Annotated in this window: 13 protein-coding genes and 1 pseudogene; 5 read left to right on the top strand and 9 right to left on the bottom strand. The window is 68.4% G+C overall.

Annotation, left to right across the window (positions count from 1 at the left end; all coding sequences use genetic code 11):
* Positions 1-7 precede the first annotated feature (7 nt).
* The 5 genes from ACFXOO_RS00335 to ACFXOO_RS00315 all read right to left on the bottom strand — a co-directional run bounded on the left by ACFXOO_RS00335 (position 8) and on the right by ACFXOO_RS00315 (position 5,919).
* Positions 8-988 carry a DNA-methyltransferase gene (locus ACFXOO_RS00335; RefSeq protein WP_378843471.1) on the bottom strand — a complete coding sequence of 327 codons (981 nt, stop codon included), beginning with the start codon at positions 986-988 and terminating at the stop codon, positions 8-10.
* A complete protein-coding gene (locus ACFXOO_RS00330; RefSeq protein WP_378843469.1) occupies positions 985-2,034 on the bottom strand; it encodes a biotin/lipoate A/B protein ligase family protein in 1,050 nt (349 codons plus the stop codon). Before ACFXOO_RS00330 ends, ACFXOO_RS00335 begins: the two co-directional genes overlap by 4 nt.
* A gap of 23 nt (positions 2,035-2,057) precedes the next feature.
* Positions 2,058-3,236 (bottom strand): ROK family protein, encoded by a 1,179-nt coding sequence (locus ACFXOO_RS00325; protein ID WP_378843467.1) that lies wholly within the window; start codon positions 3,234-3,236, stop codon positions 2,058-2,060.
* 131 nt (positions 3,237-3,367) lie between these two features.
* Entirely contained in the window at positions 3,368-4,447 is a 1,080-nt protein-coding gene (locus tag ACFXOO_RS00320) for an ABC transporter permease (RefSeq protein WP_378843465.1), read from the bottom strand.
* Positions 4,444-5,919, bottom strand: a complete 1,476-nt coding sequence (locus tag ACFXOO_RS00315) for a sugar ABC transporter ATP-binding protein (protein WP_378843463.1) — start codon at positions 5,917-5,919, stop codon at positions 4,444-4,446. Before ACFXOO_RS00315 ends, ACFXOO_RS00320 begins: the two co-directional genes overlap by 4 nt.
* Positions 5,920-6,210: 291 nt before the next feature.
* Here ACFXOO_RS00315 and ACFXOO_RS00310 point away from each other — a divergent pair, with 291 nt between their 5' ends.
* Positions 6,211-7,257, top strand: coding sequence for a substrate-binding domain-containing protein (locus ACFXOO_RS00310; RefSeq protein WP_378843461.1), 1,047 nt, complete (start codon positions 6,211-6,213; stop codon positions 7,255-7,257).
* A 138-nt stretch (positions 7,258-7,395) separates the two neighbouring features.
* Positions 7,396-8,571, top strand: coding sequence for a Gfo/Idh/MocA family protein (locus ACFXOO_RS00305; RefSeq protein ID WP_378843624.1), 1,176 nt, complete (start codon positions 7,396-7,398; stop codon positions 8,569-8,571).
* Positions 8,572-8,664: 93 nt separating this feature from the next.
* Here the strand turns inward: ACFXOO_RS00305 and ACFXOO_RS00300 are convergent, their stop codons facing one another.
* Positions 8,665-9,264, bottom strand: a complete 600-nt coding sequence (locus tag ACFXOO_RS00300; RefSeq protein WP_394562430.1) for a TetR/AcrR family transcriptional regulator — start codon at positions 9,262-9,264, stop codon at positions 8,665-8,667.
* Between the two features lie 114 nt (positions 9,265-9,378).
* Here ACFXOO_RS00300 and ACFXOO_RS00295 point away from each other — a divergent pair, with 114 nt between their 5' ends.
* Positions 9,379-10,551 carry an epoxide hydrolase family protein gene (locus tag ACFXOO_RS00295; protein WP_394562429.1) on the top strand — a complete coding sequence of 391 codons (1,173 nt, stop codon included), beginning with the start codon at positions 9,379-9,381 and terminating at the stop codon, positions 10,549-10,551.
* A 210-nt stretch (positions 10,552-10,761) separates the two neighbouring features.
* On the opposite strand, the gene ACFXOO_RS00290 is transcribed toward ACFXOO_RS00295, so the two are convergent.
* Positions 10,762-11,634, bottom strand: coding sequence for an NAD(P)H-binding protein (locus ACFXOO_RS00290; protein ID WP_394563160.1), 873 nt, complete (start codon positions 11,632-11,634; stop codon positions 10,762-10,764).
* Positions 11,635-11,727: 93 nt separating this feature from the next.
* On the opposite strand from ACFXOO_RS00290, the pseudogene ACFXOO_RS00285 reads away from it, so the two are divergent.
* A pseudogene (locus ACFXOO_RS00285) lies at positions 11,728-11,856 on the top strand (TetR family transcriptional regulator); the annotation flags it as partial.
* Positions 11,857-11,928: 72 nt separating this feature from the next.
* The gene (locus ACFXOO_RS00280) at positions 11,929-12,492 is read left to right on the top strand and encodes a hypothetical protein (RefSeq protein ID WP_394563228.1); all 564 of its coding nucleotides are present in this window, start codon (positions 11,929-11,931) and stop codon (positions 12,490-12,492) included.
* A 142-nt stretch (positions 12,493-12,634) separates the two neighbouring features.
* On the opposite strand, the gene ACFXOO_RS00275 is transcribed toward ACFXOO_RS00280, so the two are convergent.
* Both ACFXOO_RS00275 and ACFXOO_RS00270 read right to left on the bottom strand, forming a co-directional pair.
* Positions 12,635-13,486 (bottom strand): alpha/beta fold hydrolase, encoded by an 852-nt coding sequence (locus ACFXOO_RS00275; protein ID WP_394562428.1) that lies wholly within the window; start codon positions 13,484-13,486, stop codon positions 12,635-12,637.
* Positions 13,487-13,559: 73 nt separating this feature from the next.
* Positions 13,560-16,439 carry a fibronectin type III domain-containing protein gene (locus ACFXOO_RS00270; RefSeq protein ID WP_394562427.1) on the bottom strand — a complete coding sequence of 960 codons (2,880 nt, stop codon included), beginning with the start codon at positions 16,437-16,439 and terminating at the stop codon, positions 13,560-13,562.
* Positions 16,440-16,532: the final 93 nt, after the last annotated feature.

The raw sequence follows: 16,532 nt of genomic DNA, 5'->3' as shown, positions 1-16,532 counted from the left end.
CCGGTGCTCAGTCGACGACGCGGGCGTACGGCATCCTCGAGGTCATCACGGCGATCGCCTCCGGGTTCGCGTCGACCAGCACGGCGTCGCGCCCGAGGGACGCGGCGACCGCACCTGTCGTGCCGCTGCCGGCGAAGAGGTCCAGGACGAGGTCGCCGGGGCGACTGGAGGCCTGGATGATCCGGCGCAGGATTCCCTCGGGCTTCTGCGTGGGGTAGCCGGTCTTCTCCCGGCCGGTGGTCGGCACGATCGTGTGCCACCAGACATCGGTGGGCAGCTTGCCGCGCGCCGCCTTCTCGGGCGTGACCAGTCCCGGCGCCATGTAGGGCTCGCGGTCGACGGCGTCGGAGTCGAACCAGTAGCGGGCCGGGTTCTTGACATACACGAGGATCGTGTCGTGCTTCGTCGGCCAGCGCTTCCTCGTCTTCGCTCCGTAGTCGTAGGCCCAGATGAGTTCGTTCAGGAAGCGCTCGCGGCCGAAGAGCGCGTCCATCAGCACCTTCGCGTAGTGCACCTCGCGATAGTCCAAGTGCACGTACAGCGTGCCGTCGTCGGCGAGGAGTCGCCAGGCCTCGAGCAGCCGCGGCTCGAGGAAGGCCCAGTAGTCCTCGAAGCGGTCGTCATAGACGCGGAGGTCGCCCCGCAGCCGCTCGTACTCGCGCCCGTGGAACCCGAGGCGCCGGGCCGGTGCCGCGGGGCCGGCTGCCGCCGAATCCCGTCCCGAACTTCTGCGCGGTGGGTCTGATGTCGCCGACACCGACCCCTCGGCGCTGATTCCGTCACGCGCAGCAGAACTCGGGGACATCCACCGCGCCGTCTCGACCGCCTTCTCCTGCGGCCGCCCCGTGTTGAACGGCGGATCGAGGTAGATCAGGGTGAACGCGCCGTCGGAGAGACCCGCGGCCACGGCGAGGTTGTCGCCGTGGTGGATCGTCACCGCACCGGGTGCGACACCGCCCGCGGGTGCCGGCCGCGCGGGGTCGGTCACGGAACCCGGTGCAGCCAGGCCTCGGTCGAGAACTTCGACTGCACGAGCGCCTCCGCTTCGGCGTACTCGTCGTCGGTGATGTGGCCGGTCTCGGCGCCGTACATGGTCGTGAACGTTTCGATGAAGCGCTCGATGATCGCCTCGCGCGGCAGGCCGGTCTGGCGCCGGAGGGGATCGACGCGCTTGGCCGCCGACACCGTGCCCTTGTCGCTCAGCTTCTCGCGCCCGATACGCAGCACCTCGGTCATCACCTGACCGTCCATGTCGTAACTGAGCGTCGCGTGGTGCAGCACTCCCCCGTTCGCGAGACGCTTCTGCGCGGCGCCGCCGATCTTGCCCTGCGGCGAGGCGATGTCGTTGAGCGGCTGGTAGGTGGCGTCGACACCGAGGGAGCGCAGGGCCTGCAGCACCCAGTCGTCGAGGAAGGCGTACGAGTCGGCGAACGTCATCCCCGAGACGAGGGATGCCGGGACGTACAACGAGTAGGTCACGATCGAGTTCGCGCCCATCATCATCGCGCCGCCGCCCGAGATGCGCCGGACGACGTCGAAGCCGTGCGCGGCCGCCCCGGCGGGATCGACCTCGTTGCGGTAGGACTGGAACGATCCGATCACGACCGCCGACTCGTCCCATTCCCACAGCCGCAGGGTGGGGTTGCGCCGACCTTCCCCCACGCGGGTGGTGAGCACCTCGTCGAGCGCGAGGTTCAGCTGCGGCGAGACCGGGCGGTCGTGGACCACCTCCCACGAGAAGTCGCTCCAGCCCGGGGCGACCACGAGCGCGCGCCGCACGGCGGTGCCCACCGACTCGGCCGTGAACCCGAGCAGCTGCGCCCCCTCGGGCAGCGCCGCCCGCACCGCGGCGGCGATGGTCGTGACATCGGATTCGACCGGCATCCCGGTCACGGCCGCGTCGATGTCGGCGAGGGCGTCGTCGGGCTCGAGGAAGAAGTCGCCGGCGAGGTGGAAGTCGGCGATGACGCCGTCGCGCACCTCGAGATCGACGACGACGAGTTTGCCGCCCGGAACCTTGTATTCGCCGTGCATGGCTTCAGCTTAGGCCGCACCCGCTAGGCGGTGACGAGCGCGCGCAGCGCCTCCGGCGACAGGGCGTGCTCGATCGCCAGCATCCCGGCGCCGCGGACGCCGGCGTCACCTGCTGCCGAGGACTGCACGATACTGAGGTGTTCGGTCGCGAGCGGCGTCGAGCGGCTGTAGATGACCTCGCGCACCCCTGCGATCAGATGCTCGCCGACGCGCGCCATCGACCCGCCGATGGCGATCACCGACGGGTTCATGAGGCTGACGCAGGTGGTCAGCACTTCGCCGATGTCGCGCCCCGCCTGGCGCACGGCCAGGATCGCGTCGATGTTGCCGTGCTTCACGAGATCCACGACGTCGTTGCCCCCGTGCGCATCGATCCCGTGACTGCGCAGCTCGCGCGCGATCGCGGGGCCGGATGCGAGCGCTTCGAGGCATCCGCGGTTCCCGCAGGTGCACGGCACGTCCGCGCCGCGCGCGACACGCACGTGCCCGATGTCGCCCGCCACACCCTGTGCTCCGCGCAGAAGCTGGCCCGACGAGACCACACCCGCGCCGATGCCGGTCGCGACCTTCACGAAGATGAGGTTCTCCACCGCCGGGTCGACCGCCGCCCGTTCGCCGAGCGCCATGACGTTGACGTCGTTGTCGACGAGCACGGGAGCATCGAGATGCTGCGCGACCCAGCCCGGCACGTCGAAGCGATCCCAGCCGGGCATGATCGGAGGTTTGATCGGTCGTCCGCTGGAGAACTCCACCGGGCCGGGGACACCGATGCCGATCGCCGCCACGTCGTGCGGCGAACGCCCGGCCTCCGCGAGCAGCTCGAAGACGATCTCGAGGGTGCGCTCCAGCACGGGAACGGGGCCCAGGGCGATGTCGAGAGGCTCCTGGCGCTCCGCGAGCGGCGTCGCCCCGAGGTCGGTGATGGCGACGGTGGCGTGGGATGCCCCGAGGTCGGCGGCCACGACCACCCGGGCGGCCGGATTCAGGGCGAACTGCGAGGGTGGCCGGCCGCCCGTGGACGCCGCCTCGGCGACGGGCGTGACGAGCCCCATCCGCATGAGTTCGTCCACGCGGACGGCGATGGTCGAACGGGCGAGACCGGTCGACTTCGCCAGCTGGGCCCGCGTCCGCGGCACTCCGTCGCGGAGGAGCTGGAACAGCTCCGTCACACCGATTCCGGCAGAGGCAGACTCCACACCCATGTACCGATCCACTCACTCATGCAGCCGCAGAGGGCGGGAGGGAGCGACATCCTCCCCGGCCTCGCGGACGGCCACCGTCGACCCGTCGAAAGTGCTGACGTCGCCCGCACGAGCAGGCAGACGGACCATCGTCAGGATTCTCGGCCGACCGGACGAGCGAATCTCTGCTGCAGGAGCACCGCGACCACGATGATAACGCCCTTGGCCACCGCCTGAACCGAGGATGACAGGTTGTTCTGGACGAACACATTGGTGAGGGTCGCGAAGATCAGGACACCGAAGACCGTGCCCGTGATCGTGCCGCGGCCGCCGACGAGCAGGGTGCCGCCGACGACGACGGCGGCGATCGCGTCGAGTTCGTAGAGCTGACCGTTCGTCGAGCTGCCGGCGGTCGTGCGGCCGAGGATCATCACACCGGCGATGCCGGCCGTCAGTCCCGCGATCGCATACAGCCACATCGTGTGGCGCCGCACGTTGATGCCCGCGAGACGCGCGGCCTCGCGGTTGCCGCCGATCGCGACGGTGCGTCGTCCGAAGGTGGTGCGATTGAGCAGCACCCAGCCGAGGGCGGCGACCAGCACGAAGATCCAGATCAGGATGTCGACGCCGATGAAGTCGGAGTTCATGAACGTGATGAACCCGCGGTCCTCGACCACGAGGGTGCGCCGCTCCGCCAGGATCTCGGCGAGCCCGCGTGCGGCCACCAGCATCGCGAGGGTCGCCATGAAGGCCACGACCTTGCCGTACGCGATCACGACGCCGTTGATGAGCCCGGCGGCGAGCCCCACGGCGAGCGCGATGAGCACCATCACGAACCAGTGGGTCTGGTCGGCGAGGTCCTGGATGGCTGCGAGGGTGGCGACGATCGAGGCCAGTCCCATCACCGAGCCGACCGACAGGTCGATGCCGCCGGCGATGATAACCAGTGTCATGCCGATGCTGATGACGCCGATGATGGATGCCTGGCGGAGGATCACCAGGGCGTTGCTCAGGGATGCGAAGTTCTCGCCGGCGCTGACGGTGCCGACGACGACGAGCACCACCAGAGCGACGACCAGTCCGAGGTTGCGGCCGACCGAACCCGACATCACCTTCTGCAGGCCGGTCTTCTCACCGGCGCGCGGTGAGGACGGCCCGGACGGAGCGCCCTGCGGCGTGCCCGCCGAAGAGGGCGGACCGACCAGGTCCCCGGTGGTTACTGGCTCGCTCATGCGGCTGTTCCTCTCATGACGAGATCGAGCACACCGTGCTCGTCGATCTCTGCGGCGGGAAGGGTCTGGAGAACGCGTCCGTCCGAGACGACGAGCACGGTGTCGGCGAGGCCGAGCACCTCCTCGATCTCGCTCGAGACGATGACCACGGCGTTGCCCGCGGCGGCCAGCCGGCGGATGAGGGCGTAGATCTCGGCGCGGGCACCGACGTCGACGCCGCGGGTGGGCTCGTCCAGCAGGAGGACCCGGGTGCCGTGCACCAGCCACCGCGCGAGGAGGATCTTCTGCTGGTTGCCGCCCGAGAGGGTCCGCGCCGGCCGATCGGTGTTCGCGGGCCTCAGCTCGAGCGCTTCGATCTGCTCCGCCGCGACGCGGCGCTCCGCCCGTTCGTCGAGGAAGCCCGCTTTCGCGAACCGGTCCATGGACGAAAGTGTGACGTTGACGAAGATGGGTTCGTCGAGCACGAGCCCCTGGCTCTTGCGCTCCTCGGGTGACAGCCCGATACCCGCGCGCACCGCGGCCACGACCGATCCGCGCCGGAGCGGACGCCCGGCGACCGTCACCGTGCCGGCGGTCGCCTTGCGTGCGCCGTACACGGTCTCGACGATCTCCGATCGGCCCGACCCGACGAGGCCGGCGAGGCCGACGACTTCGCCGGCCCGCACCGAGAAGGACACGTCCGAGAACACCCCCGCGAGGCCCAGGCCATCGACCTCGAGCACGACCGGGGCGTCCGCGGCCAGAGGCTCGGCCGGCGGGAAGACGTTGGCGACCGTGCGGCCCGTCATGAGGCGGATCAGTTCGGCGGTCGGGGTGTCGGCGACCGGGATGCCGGACGCCATCGACTTGCCGTCCTTCAGCACCGTGATGCGGTCGCCGATCTGGCGGATCTCCTCCAGTCGGTGGGTGATGTAGACCACGGCGATGCCCTCGGAGGTCAGCTCCTTGACGACGTGGAAGAGGTTCTTCACCTCTTCGGTGTCGAGCACGGCCGAGGGCTCGTCCATGATGATCAGCTTGATGTCGTGCGACAGCGCTCGCGCCATGCTCACGATCTGCTTGTTCGCGGCGCTGAGCTGGCCGACCTCCGTGTTCGGGGCGAGGTTCTCGTGACCCAGACGCCGCAGAAGTTCTCTGGTCTGACGAGCGGCCTCCGACCGCTGCGTGAAGCCGCCGCGCGAGAGCTCGTGACCGAGGAAGATGTTCTCGGCGATCGTCAGGCCGTCGACGACGTCGAGCTCCTGGTACATCGTCGCGATGCCGAGACCGATCGCGGTGTCGGGGTCGCTGATCTCGACGACCTCGCCGCGCCACACGATGGTGCCCTCGTCTGGCCGGTGGACCCCCGCGAGCGTCTTGATGAGCGTCGACTTGCCGGCGCCATTCTGGCCGAGTACGCAGTGCACCTCGCCCTCGCGGACGTCGAGATCCACTCCGCGCAGCGCCTGCACGCCGGCGAAGCTCTTCGTCACACCGCGCACCTCGAGTAACGCCGAATGTTGGTCACCTTTGATCACGAGCAGACAGTAACACGCCGGTCGCTGCCGGATCGAGACCCACATGCGAAAGTCACCGTGCCCCGCCGACGCTCGCGAACCCCGGAACGGCGCTGATTTCGGATCATCACACTTCTGCCACGAAACCCGCAAAAGCTGTCGCCCGAATGCAGCATTCTGCTACGTTGTCCCCGTCAGCCCGGTCGACCTCCGCTTCCCTGCGCGCCGCTCGCCGCCGACACCGCATTCACATTCAAGGAGGAATACATGCGTTCTACTCGATCCGTGCGCGTTCGCACGATCGGCGCCGGCGTCGCAGCGTTCGCCGCCATCACCATGCTCGCCGGCTGCACCGCCGGCGCGGCCGAAGAGGACGTGGCCGACCAGGGGACCACGTCGGAGGAGAACCAGGCGAGCGGCGACAAGGTCGTCATCGGCTTCTCGGGCCCCGCGGCCGACCACGGCTGGCTCGGCGCGATCAACTCGGGCGCAACGGCGGCGGCCGCCAGCTTCCCCGATGTCGAGCTCGAACTGGCGGAGGGCACCAACGACGTGAACGCCCAGATCGCCGCCGTCGAGACCTTCATCAACAACGGCGTCGACGCGATCGTGTTGCTGCCGAGCGACGGCGCAGCCCTCACCGAGGTCGCGACGAAGGCGATGGAGGCCGGCATCCCGGTCATCAACGTCGACCGCGAGTTCTCCAGCCCGTTCGCGGCACGCGCCACGATCCTCGGCGACAACTACGGCATGGGCGTCAGCGCCGGCACCTACATCTGCGAGCAGCTCGGCGACAACCCCGACGCCGTGGTCGCCGAGATCCCCGGTATCGACTCCCTCCCGCTCACCCAGGACCGCTCTGCAGGCTTCGCGGACGCCCTCGAGGACTGCGGCCTGACGGTCTCGGCCCGCGTGGCGGCGGACTTCACGGTGCAGGGCGGAGAGGCCGCGGCATCCCAGCTGCTGTCGGCCAACCCGCAGATCGACGCCCTGTGGAACCACGACGACGACCAGGGCATCGGCGTCCTCGCGGCGATCGCCGCCGCCGGACGCGACGAGTTCATCATGGTCGGCGGTGCCGGCTCGAAGAACGCGATGGACGCCATCGCCGCGGACGACTCGGTGCTCAAGGCGACGATCATCTACCCGTCGACCCAGGCCGCCGACGGCATCGCGCTCGCTCGACTGATCGCCCAGGGCAAGACCATGAGCGACCTGATCACGCCGAGCGTCGCGAACCGCATCGTCCTGGATGCGCCCGTCGTCACGAAGGAGAACGTCGACCAGTTCATCGATCTGGCCTTCGAATCCTGATCTGAACCGCTCGACACTCCGTGGAGGGGGCGCCTGCGAACAGCGGGCGTCCCCTTCACGGCATCCCCCTGTCTCTTCGACACCCTCTGCACTCTCCCAACCCCAGGAGCACTCATGACCGAAACACTCCGCGTCGCCATGATCGGCCACGGCTTCATGGGCGCAGCCCACTCTCAGGGATGGCGCGTCGCTCCCCGCTTCTTCGACCTGCCCGCCGATCCGGTGATGGCGGTGGTCGTGGGTCGCGACGCCGCCGCGGCCGCGCGGGCCGCACAGAAATGGGGCTGGGCCGAGTCCTCGGTCGACTGGCGCGAAGTCATCGACCGCGAAGACATCGACGTCATCGACATCGTCACCCCGGGTGACACGCACGCCGAGATCGCGATCGCCGCACTCGAGGCGGGCAAGCACGTCCTCTGCGAGAAGCCGCTGGCGAACACGGTGGAGGAAGCGCAGGCGATGACGGATGCCGCGTCCCGGGCGGCGTCCCGGGGCGTTCGGGCGATGGTCGGCTTCACCTATCGTCGGGTTCCGGCTGCGACGCTCGCCCGCGACCTGGTGGCCGCCGGCCGCATCGGCGAGATCCGCCAGGTGCGCGCGGCCTACCGTCAGGACTGGCTGACGGATGCCGAGGCGCCCCTCACGTGGCGCATGCAGAAGGACCGTGCCGGTTCGGGTGCCCTCGGCGACATCGGCGCGCACGCCGTCGACCTGTCGGAGTACATCACCGGTCTGCGACTGACGAGCGTGTCGGGCATCATCGACACCATCGTGACGGAGCGTCCGCTGCTCGCCGAGGGCTCAGGTCTCTCGGGCACCGCCTCGACCGAGCGCGGCGCCGTGACCGTCGACGACATCGCCCTCTTCTCCGGTCGCTACGAAACGCCCGCGGGCAGCCGCTACGCGCCCCTCGCCGGCTTCGAGGCGACGCGCTTCGCGACCGGTCGCAAGAACGGCCTGACCATCGAGGTGTCGGGGTCGAAGGGGGCGGTCTCGTTCGATCTCGAGCGCTTGAACGAACTCGACTTCTACGACGCCACCCTCCCCGGCGCCGAGCAGGGCTTCCGCACGATCCTCGTCACCGAGCCCGAGCACCCCTACCTCGCCCCGTGGTGGCCGGCAGGCCACATGCTGGGCTACGAGCACGGCTTCTCGCACCAGGTGGTCGACCTCGTCGAGGCGATCCATCGCGGGGAGCAGCCGCGGCCGTCGTTCGGCGACGGACTGCACGTGCAGCGCGTCCTCGACGCCGTGGAGCGCAGTTCGGCCGCCGGCAGCAGCTGGATCGCGATCCCCGAGGATCAGCGCGACTGACACAGGCGCCTCTCCTCGCAGGCAGTCGCCGTCGACCTCAGGCGCCCGGGTAGAGGCCGCCTCGGGGACTGCCGCTGGTCGAACTGTCTGAGGTCACGACGGGTCACCCCCGAGGGACTCTGCGCGCGACCGAGGGACTCCCAGAACAAGGAGGCTGGTCACGGTCGCCGCGTGGGCGCCGGGACCCCCCTCCGACGAATCGTTGTCTGCGATGGAGAACACGGTGGCGAAAGCGACCTGGCTGAGCACCTCGGCGGGCAGGTGGTGCCCGAACACGTGGCTGTCCTGGCCTCTCCGCACGAGGTTCGCGAGGGTCTCGTCCACGGGGCCGAGGAGAGCGTGGATCTCTGCCCCGAACTCACCTCGCCGCAGCGCCAACAGCACGCGGTAGCGACGCACCAACGGCCATAAGCGGAGAATGAACTCCGCCCACGCCACGTCTGTTTCTCCGTCGGGGGCGCTGACCTGTGCAAGGACGGTTGTCATCTCGTCCACTGCCCTCTGCGTGAGCGTTCGCACCAAATCCGAGCGCGTAGGGAAGTGGCCGTAGACGGTGCGGCGCACGACGCCGGCGGCGGCGGCGATGTCGCCCATGCCGGCGTACGGGTCCTGCCCCCACACCTCCAGCGCGACGTCGAGGATCCGGTCCCTCGTCTCGTTCGTGGAGCGGGCGCGGGCGGATTGGAGGTGCACGATTCGATCATTGCACAACGGCGTGCAGTGAGCTAGATTGCACAGCAGTGTGCATTGCACACAGGTGTGCAGCAGATTGCTGTGCTCCTCCCCGTTGTTCAGGAGAACATCGTCATGACCGCATCTGCCCCCGCACCTTCGCCTCTCATCCGTCCCTTCACCGTTGCCGTCTCCGACTCGGAGATCGATGACCTCAAGCAGCGATTGGCCAGGACTCGCTGGCCGAACCCCGAGACCGTCCCCGACTGGTCGCAGGGAGTCCGTATCGAGCACGCGAAAACGTTGGTCGCATACTGGGAACGAGAATACGACTGGCGTCGATTCGAGTCGGAGCTCAACGGGTTCCCGCAATTCCTGACCGAGATCGACGGACTGGATATCCACTTCATCCATGTCAAGTCCAAGAACCCGGACGCGATGCCGCTGATCCTGACGCACGGATGGCCGGGATCCATCGTCGAGTTCCTGAAGGTGATCGGACCCCTGACTGATCCGGTGGCATTTGGCGGGAATGTCGAGGATTCCTTCGACGTCGTCGTACCTTCGCTGCCCGGATTCGGGTTCTCCGGGAAGCCGAGCGAAACGGGGTGGAACGTCGTCCGGATCGCAACCGCGTGGGCGGAACTCATGAGACGCCTCGGCTACGAGGAATGGGCCGCTCAGGGCGGTGACTGGGGATCCGTCGTCACCACTGCCCTCGGGGCGATTCGGCCAGCAGGCCTGCGGGGAATCCATCTGAACAGTCCTTATGCGTTCCCCGCGCAGATCCCACACACGCTCACTCGGGAAGAGCAGAATGCGGTGGACACCCTCGCCCTCTACGACGGAGACATGGGAGGAGCCAACCACCTCCAAGGCACGAAGCCCGAGACCATCGGCATCGCTTTGGCAGACTCCCCGGCCGGCCAGGCCGCGTGGATCTACGACAAGTTCCAATCCAAAACCGATAATCGTGGTCTCGCCGAGGACGCTCTTACCGTCGATGAGATCCTGGACGCCATCTCGCTCTACTGGTTCACCAACAGTGCGGCGTCGTCGGCCCGCATCTACTGGGAGAACAAGGGTGGCAGCATGGCCGGCCCTGTACTGAATCTGCCGGTCGCTGTGACGGTGTTCCCGCGTGACATCCCGCTCCTCCCGCGGAGCTGGATCGAAGACACCTACTCCAACCTGATCCACTACGGCGAAGCCGCCCAGGGCGGTCACTACGCAGCTTTCGAGCAGCCCGAGATTCTGGTCAGCGAGATCCGCAGCGGGCTCCGGAGCCTCCGTTCCCCTCTCATGTGAACCACGAGGCCCATCGACCTGATCACGGCGGCGAAAGGGCGGCACCATCGCATTCGACGAGGGATCACGCGTACACCATCTCCCCTGCCGGGCGAGCAAGGCCCCCTGGACCGCATCGGGCTCGCCGCCGCCGCGGAGCTGGCCGACCTCGGGTCCGGGCGAATGTCATGAACCGGGGTCGGGTTCCACATCGGCTGAACAGGGATGAGGCTAGTTGAGGATGCCCCCTCCCAGGAGATGAGCGAGTGTGTGCTCGACCGGCAGGGGTGGGCGGCCGAGGGCGGTCTCGAGAGCGGGGCTCACGACGTCGAACTCGCCTCGTCGCGACGCGCGGAACATCCCGAGGGAGAAGTCGGCGACCATGGGGGGTAGGCCTCGCGCGATCGCGGCCGTCTTCCATTCGTCATCGTCAACGGTCAGTCGGGTGATCGCACGACCCGAGAGGCGGCTGAGGATGTCGGCGATGTCGGCGAGGTCAAGCGATACCGAGGCGGTCAGAGGGGAAGAGATGCCGCTGATCGCGCCTGCATCGGCGAGCGCGATGGCGGCGACCTCGGCGAGGTCTTCATGCGATGTCCAGGAGACGGGTCCGTCTTCGGGAACGACGATCTGACCCGTGGACAGCGCAGCTTCCAGGTGAACACCGAGCGCATTCGCGTAAAAGCCGTTCCGAAGCGCAACGAAGGGGACGCCCTGTCGTGCCAGGTACTCCTCGGTCGCGGCATGGACCTGCTGCGGCGGGAACAGGGAGTCCGCGGCGGCGGCCTGATGGCTCGTGTACAGGATCCGTGAGGCGCCCGCCGCGACCGCGGCGTCGATCGCGGACGTGTTCGCCTCGAAGGCTCCCCCGCCGCGGATGGCCGCGGAGACGATCAGTACACGATCCGCGCCCTCGAACGAGCTCTCCAGCGTTTCGGGTCGAGTGAAATCCCCCAGCCGAACCCGAACACCCTTCGCTGCAAGCGCCGCCGCCTTCCCCACGTCTCGGACACTGACTCCGACGGTTGCCGCGGGGACTCGCTCGAGAATCCGATTCACGATCCGACCGCCGAGGTTCCCCGTCGCTCCCGTGATGATTATCATTGATTCGCTCATTTTGTTTCCTTTGATATTGACTTCCAGACCGACCATACCATCATGTTTCCGCTGATCAGCATCTTTTGATATCATCGATACGTGCCTGCTGATCTCGATTCCCCCCCTCGTTCGGACGTACGAGCCGGCATCATCGATGCGGCCCACCGACTGCTCCGCGACGAGGGAGCCACTGCCGTCACGACGCGTCGAGTTGCGGACGCGGCGGGTGTTCAAGCGCCGACGATCTACCGTCTGTTCGGTGACAAGAGCGGCCTTCTCGACGCCGTCGCCGAGCACGCCATGGCCCTCCACGTCGCCGAAAAGGCGCAACGCGCGGACGACGATGAAGACCCCCTGCACGCGCTGCGATCGGGTTGGGGCACGCAGATCGAGTTCGGCCTGTCGAACCCTGAGCTCATCCGCCTCATGAATGCCCGCGTCGCGCCGTCACCGGCGATCGAGGCCGGCATCGACGTGCTGCAGCATCGCATCCACCGCCTCGCGACCGCCGGACTGCTTCAAGTCAGTGAGCAGCGAGCCTTCGGCATGATCCACGCCGCCGGGACGGGTGCCGTGCAGGCTCTTCTGGAGACTCCCCCCGAGAACAGAGACCTCGGACTCGCCGACGCCGTTTTGGATGCCATCCTCGGTCAGATAATCCGTCCTCGATCCGTCGCCGACGATGCCGGCGACGTTGTGTCGAGTGCGATTCACTTCGCTACGCTCGTCGCGGATCTTCCGGGGCTGAGCAGCGCGGAGCGATCGCTCATGACGGAGTGGTTGCGCAGATCGATCGGGACCACTGAGAAGCACGATCTCGAGGACTCGTCGAGGATGAGATCTGACGCTCGTCGCGGACGCTGACAGCGTCACCGAAAGCGACTGTGCCCGTTCGAGTACCAGGAACGTGCTGGCCGGAAGCAACAGGACGAGCGACCGCGCTCAGGATGCCCGTGACGTCGGAGATGTTCGGATCCGGTGCGGCGGTGACGCCGACGCGAATCCGTCAGTCCCGCGCCGGGAAACGGGCGTCGAGCCAGACGAGCAGGTCGGCGCGCACGTCCTCTTGCGCGACCTCGGCGAAGATCTCATGCCGCGCGCCGGGGTACACCAATGTCGTGACGTCGGTGAAACCCGACCTCGCGCGGTAGGCGTCGGCCAGTCTGTGCACGCTCCGCGGTCCACCGACGGTGTCGTCCCGACCCACCATGAGAAGAGTCGGGATGTCGCGGCCCAGGTTCTTCCTCGGCCGGCCGAAGAGGCGCGCGGCGTCGATCGGTCCGAACAGCTGCATCAGCGGCGTACCGGTCGTGAGCGGATCGTCGACGAAAGCCCGGCCGACGGCGAGATCGGACGACAGCCATTCCATGCCGATGGCGTCGGGACCCGCCCACGGCGCGTTGAGATCGCCGGCGTTCAGCGATCCCGGCCAGCGCAGCGCCGACCCCGAGAGGATCAGCCCGTCGTAGGCGTCGGGGTGGTCGTTGAGCAGGATCTGCGCGAGGAATGAGCCCCACGAGTGGCCGAGCAGTACCAGAGGCAATCCGGGGTTCTCGTCGCGGATGAGCCGGGTGAACTGCCAGACGGCGGCGACCGTGGCGCGATGACCGCCCGCGCCGAGCCGCCCGAGCTTCGAGGCATCCCCCGCGTGCTGCTTCATACCCGTGCGGCCGTGACCGCGATGGTCGTCGGCGTACACCGTGTAGCCGTCGGCGACGAGAGCGGCGATCGTGGCCTGGTATCGGCCGGCGTGCTCTCCGACGCCGTGCAACAGTTGGACGACCGCCCGCGGCGCGGTGGTGGCGGGATGGACGTCGTAGACGATCGCGACGCCGTGCGCGTCGATGAACTCGGGCATGGTGCCGATCCTATGGTTCCGGACGCCGTGAAGGCCGGGGCATCCGTGCAGATGCCCCGGCCTTCACCTTCGATCAGCCGCAGGTGATCGCGGCGTACGGCAGCGAGTATGTCGAGTGGTACCCGACGCCGTCCGCGAACGAGTACGCCGTCACCGAGGCGGCGCCGGCCGCGACGGACGTCTGCCCGCTGGGGACGAGGTTGTACACCGCGGCGGCAGGTGCGACCGCCGACTGCTTCTTGTCGACGCCCCGCACCGAGAGCCGGATGTCGGCCGCCTTGCCGGAGCTGTTGTAGGCGTACACCGCGACGTGAGCAGTGCCGTTCACGCACTGCGACTTCGCGTTGACGCCCAGCGGAACGGGCTGCTTCCCGGTCACCACCGCACCCGCGGAGGCGTCCGACGGGTCGGACGCTCCCTGGGCGTTCCGGGCGACGACCGTGGCCGTCCAGGTGCCGGCCGGCACCCCCGCGAACGTCGTGCTCCGGGCCGCAGCCCCCACGTCCTGGGTGCGCGACTCACCCGAGGCGGGCGTCAGCGTGACGCGGTAGCCGGTGATCGCCGAGGTGCCCTCGACCGCCGGCGCCTGCCAGGTGACGTTGACTCCCGCGGTCGCGACGCCGATGCCCGGCTTCGCGACGGGCTGGGGAGCGGCGCGCAGCGGTACGTCCGCGAACGACATGTCGGACGCGAGGTAGAACCCGGTGTAGCTGGGCTGGTTGTAGGTCGTCTGCTGGCGGGCGACCTCCGCGCGGTACTGCGGATCGTGCATGAGCGTGTACAGCTTGTGGGTCGTCACCTCGGTGCTCGTGAACAGCCGGAGCGCGCTCGAGTCCGCCGTGCGCACGACGAGCTCCTCCCGCCAATCCCCCAGCACGTCGGCGACCAGCCCGGGGTTGCCCTTCGTGCCGTTGTTCGTCCGCGTGCCGGTGGCATCGAGCACACGGCCGCGCGTCCAGTCGTCGATCGTCGCGTCGGCGGTGCCACTGCCGTTCACGAGCTGCGTGGTGAGGTCGGCCGACCACCGGATGGACTGGTTGGTCCCAGGCGTCGAGGCGGAGAGGATGTCGCCCTGCGCGGACAGCAGGCCCGAGGCATCCGTCCCGCCCGGCATACTCGACCACGTCTCGATGCCGGCCACATCCGCCCGGACGTCGCCGATCATTCCGCGGCCGGTGTCGCGGCCGGAATAGGCGCCGAAGATCACCTCTCCGGTCGCCGCATCGCGCATCGCGGTGCCGTAGGGCGCGTAGGCGCCGCCCTCGTGCACCGTGAAGATCTCGAGTCCGGGGCGAGCGGGATCGATGTCCGTCACGTGCATGGCGTCCCCGTGCCCGAGGCGCGTGTCGACGCCGGGGGTGGCGCTGCCCTCGGGCATGACGTCGGTCGAGCTGTAGAGCAGGCCGCCGTCGTCGTCGATCGTCGCCGAGCCGTAGACGATCTCGTGCTTGCCGTCGCCGTCGACGTCGGCGGCGCTCAGGCTGTGGAAGCCCTGCGTCGTGATCGACCCGTACACGGGGTCGGTGCCGTCGCGACCGTGCGGGCCGTCGTTGAACGGGTTGGCCAGCGGAACGTGCCCGCTGTCGATCGACCAGCGCGGGGTGAGGTGCGAGCCGTCCCAGTCGTACGTCGTGATCGTGGACCGCGTGTAGTACCCGCGGGCGAAGACCGCGGACGGACGCTCGCCGTCGAGGTACGCGACTCCCGACAGGAATCGGTCGACCCGGTTGCCGGGCTCGATGCGCCCCATGGCGTAATCGCCCCACAGCAGGCCGTCGTCGCCGCGACCGGGCTCATAGCGGACCGTCTCGAGTTCGGCCCCGGTGGCGCCGTCGAAGACCGTGAGGTACTCCGGGCCGTCGAGGATGAATCCGGCGAAGTTGCGCAGCTTGTTGTTCGCACTCCGTGACGGGGCGTAGACGTCGATGAAATAGTCGACGAGCTCGCGCGCATCGGTCTGGGACAGCGGGTAGGAGTGCGTGACGGGAACGCCGAGGGCCTCCTCGATCGTGGCCGGCCACTGACCCGAGGTCACTTCCGAGCGGGTACTCCACCCCTGGAAGGTCTCGGTCAGGTGGTCGGCGAAGTCTGCGGCGCTCATGCGGTAGTCGTCGGCATGACCGAAGCCCGCCGCGACGTCCTCCGCCGGCATCGTGATGAAGCCCTCGTCGGCGACGCTGCCATCAGCGGCGTAGGTCACCGACTTCGTTCCCGGCGCGGTCTTGAGGATCGTCTCCGACTTCCCGTCGCCGTCGAAGTCGTAGACCAGGAACTGCGTGTAGTGGGCGCCGGCCCGGATGTTGACGCCGAGATCGATGCGGTTGAGCAGCGTGCCGTCGAGCTCGTAGGTGTCGACGTAGACGGTTCCCGTGTAGCCGACCTGCGAGACATCCTTGCTGTTGGACGGGTCCCATTTCACGACGTACTCGTACTGTCCGTCGCCGTCGACGTCACCGACCGAGACGTCTCCGGCAGCGTAGGTGAATGCCTCCCCGGCGGGCGTGACACCATCGGCCGGGCGCTGCAGCGGGATGTCGAGGTGGTTCTCGGCGAGCGGCGCGACAGCGTCGCTCGGGGCGGACTCCCGACCGGCGACGACTTTCGCCACCTGGTACTGCGACGTCGCGGTACCGGCGGCATCCAGGTAGTTGGTGCTGTCGGTGACCGTTGCGAGCGGTTGACCGTCGCGATAGACGACGAAGTCCGCGCCCGTGAGCCCGGTGGCGCCGGAGCCGTACGCCTCCCCCACGAGCAGACGCCAGCTGAGGAACACACCGGTGCCGGTCTGCGCCGCGACGAGGCCGCGATCCAGCTGCTCGAGCTGGGGTGCGCCGGTGCCCGACCCGCCGTCGGGCGGCGCGGCGACGGCAGGTGGCGCGACGGTGAACGCGAGCGCCGCGGCGGTGATCCCGACGATCGTGGCGCGCGTGATGGACCTGAACGTATTCGTCATCGAAGTTGTCCCAATCTTCGGGAAGCGTTTTCCCGAGGCACTTCGACCATACGTCCGTCGTGTGCCGGGGTCAACCAGCTCAGCAGGACCCAT

This window comes from Microbacterium sp. P03 (assembly GCF_043556235.1).
Lineage (GTDB): Bacteria > Actinomycetota > Actinomycetes > Actinomycetales > Microbacteriaceae > Microbacterium.
This window is presented reverse-complemented; position numbering and strand designations above follow the sequence as displayed.

Bases quoted from the DNA above. Each gene is read 5' to 3' on its own strand.
- ACFXOO_RS00330 (WP_378843469.1), bottom strand. From the start codon at position 2,034: ATGCACGGCGAATACAAGGTTCCGGGCGGCAAACTCGTCGTCGTCGAT.
- ACFXOO_RS00325 (WP_378843467.1), bottom strand. From the start codon at position 3,236: ATGGGTGTGGAGTCTGCCTCTGCCGGAATCGGTGTGACGGAGCTGTTC.
- ACFXOO_RS00320 (WP_378843465.1), bottom strand. From the start codon at position 4,447: ATGAGCGAGCCAGTAACCACCGGGGACCTGGTCGGTCCGCCCTCTTCG.
- ACFXOO_RS00310 (WP_378843461.1), top strand. From the start codon at position 6,211: ATGCGTTCTACTCGATCCGTGCGCGTTCGCACGATCGGCGCCGGCGTC.
- ACFXOO_RS00305 (WP_378843624.1), top strand. From the start codon at position 7,396: ATGATCGGCCACGGCTTCATGGGCGCAGCCCACTCTCAGGGATGGCGC.
- ACFXOO_RS00295 (WP_394562429.1), top strand. From the start codon at position 9,379: ATGACCGCATCTGCCCCCGCACCTTCGCCTCTCATCCGTCCCTTCACC.
- ACFXOO_RS00290 (WP_394563160.1), bottom strand. From the start codon at position 11,634: ATGATAATCATCACGGGAGCGACGGGGAACCTCGGCGGTCGGATCGTG.
- ACFXOO_RS00280 (WP_394563228.1), top strand. From the start codon at position 11,929: ATGGCCCTCCACGTCGCCGAAAAGGCGCAACGCGCGGACGACGATGAA.
- ACFXOO_RS00275 (WP_394562428.1), bottom strand. From the start codon at position 13,486: ATGCCCGAGTTCATCGACGCGCACGGCGTCGCGATCGTCTACGACGTC.
- ACFXOO_RS00270 (WP_394562427.1), bottom strand. From the start codon at position 16,439: ATGACGAATACGTTCAGGTCCATCACGCGCGCCACGATCGTCGGGATC.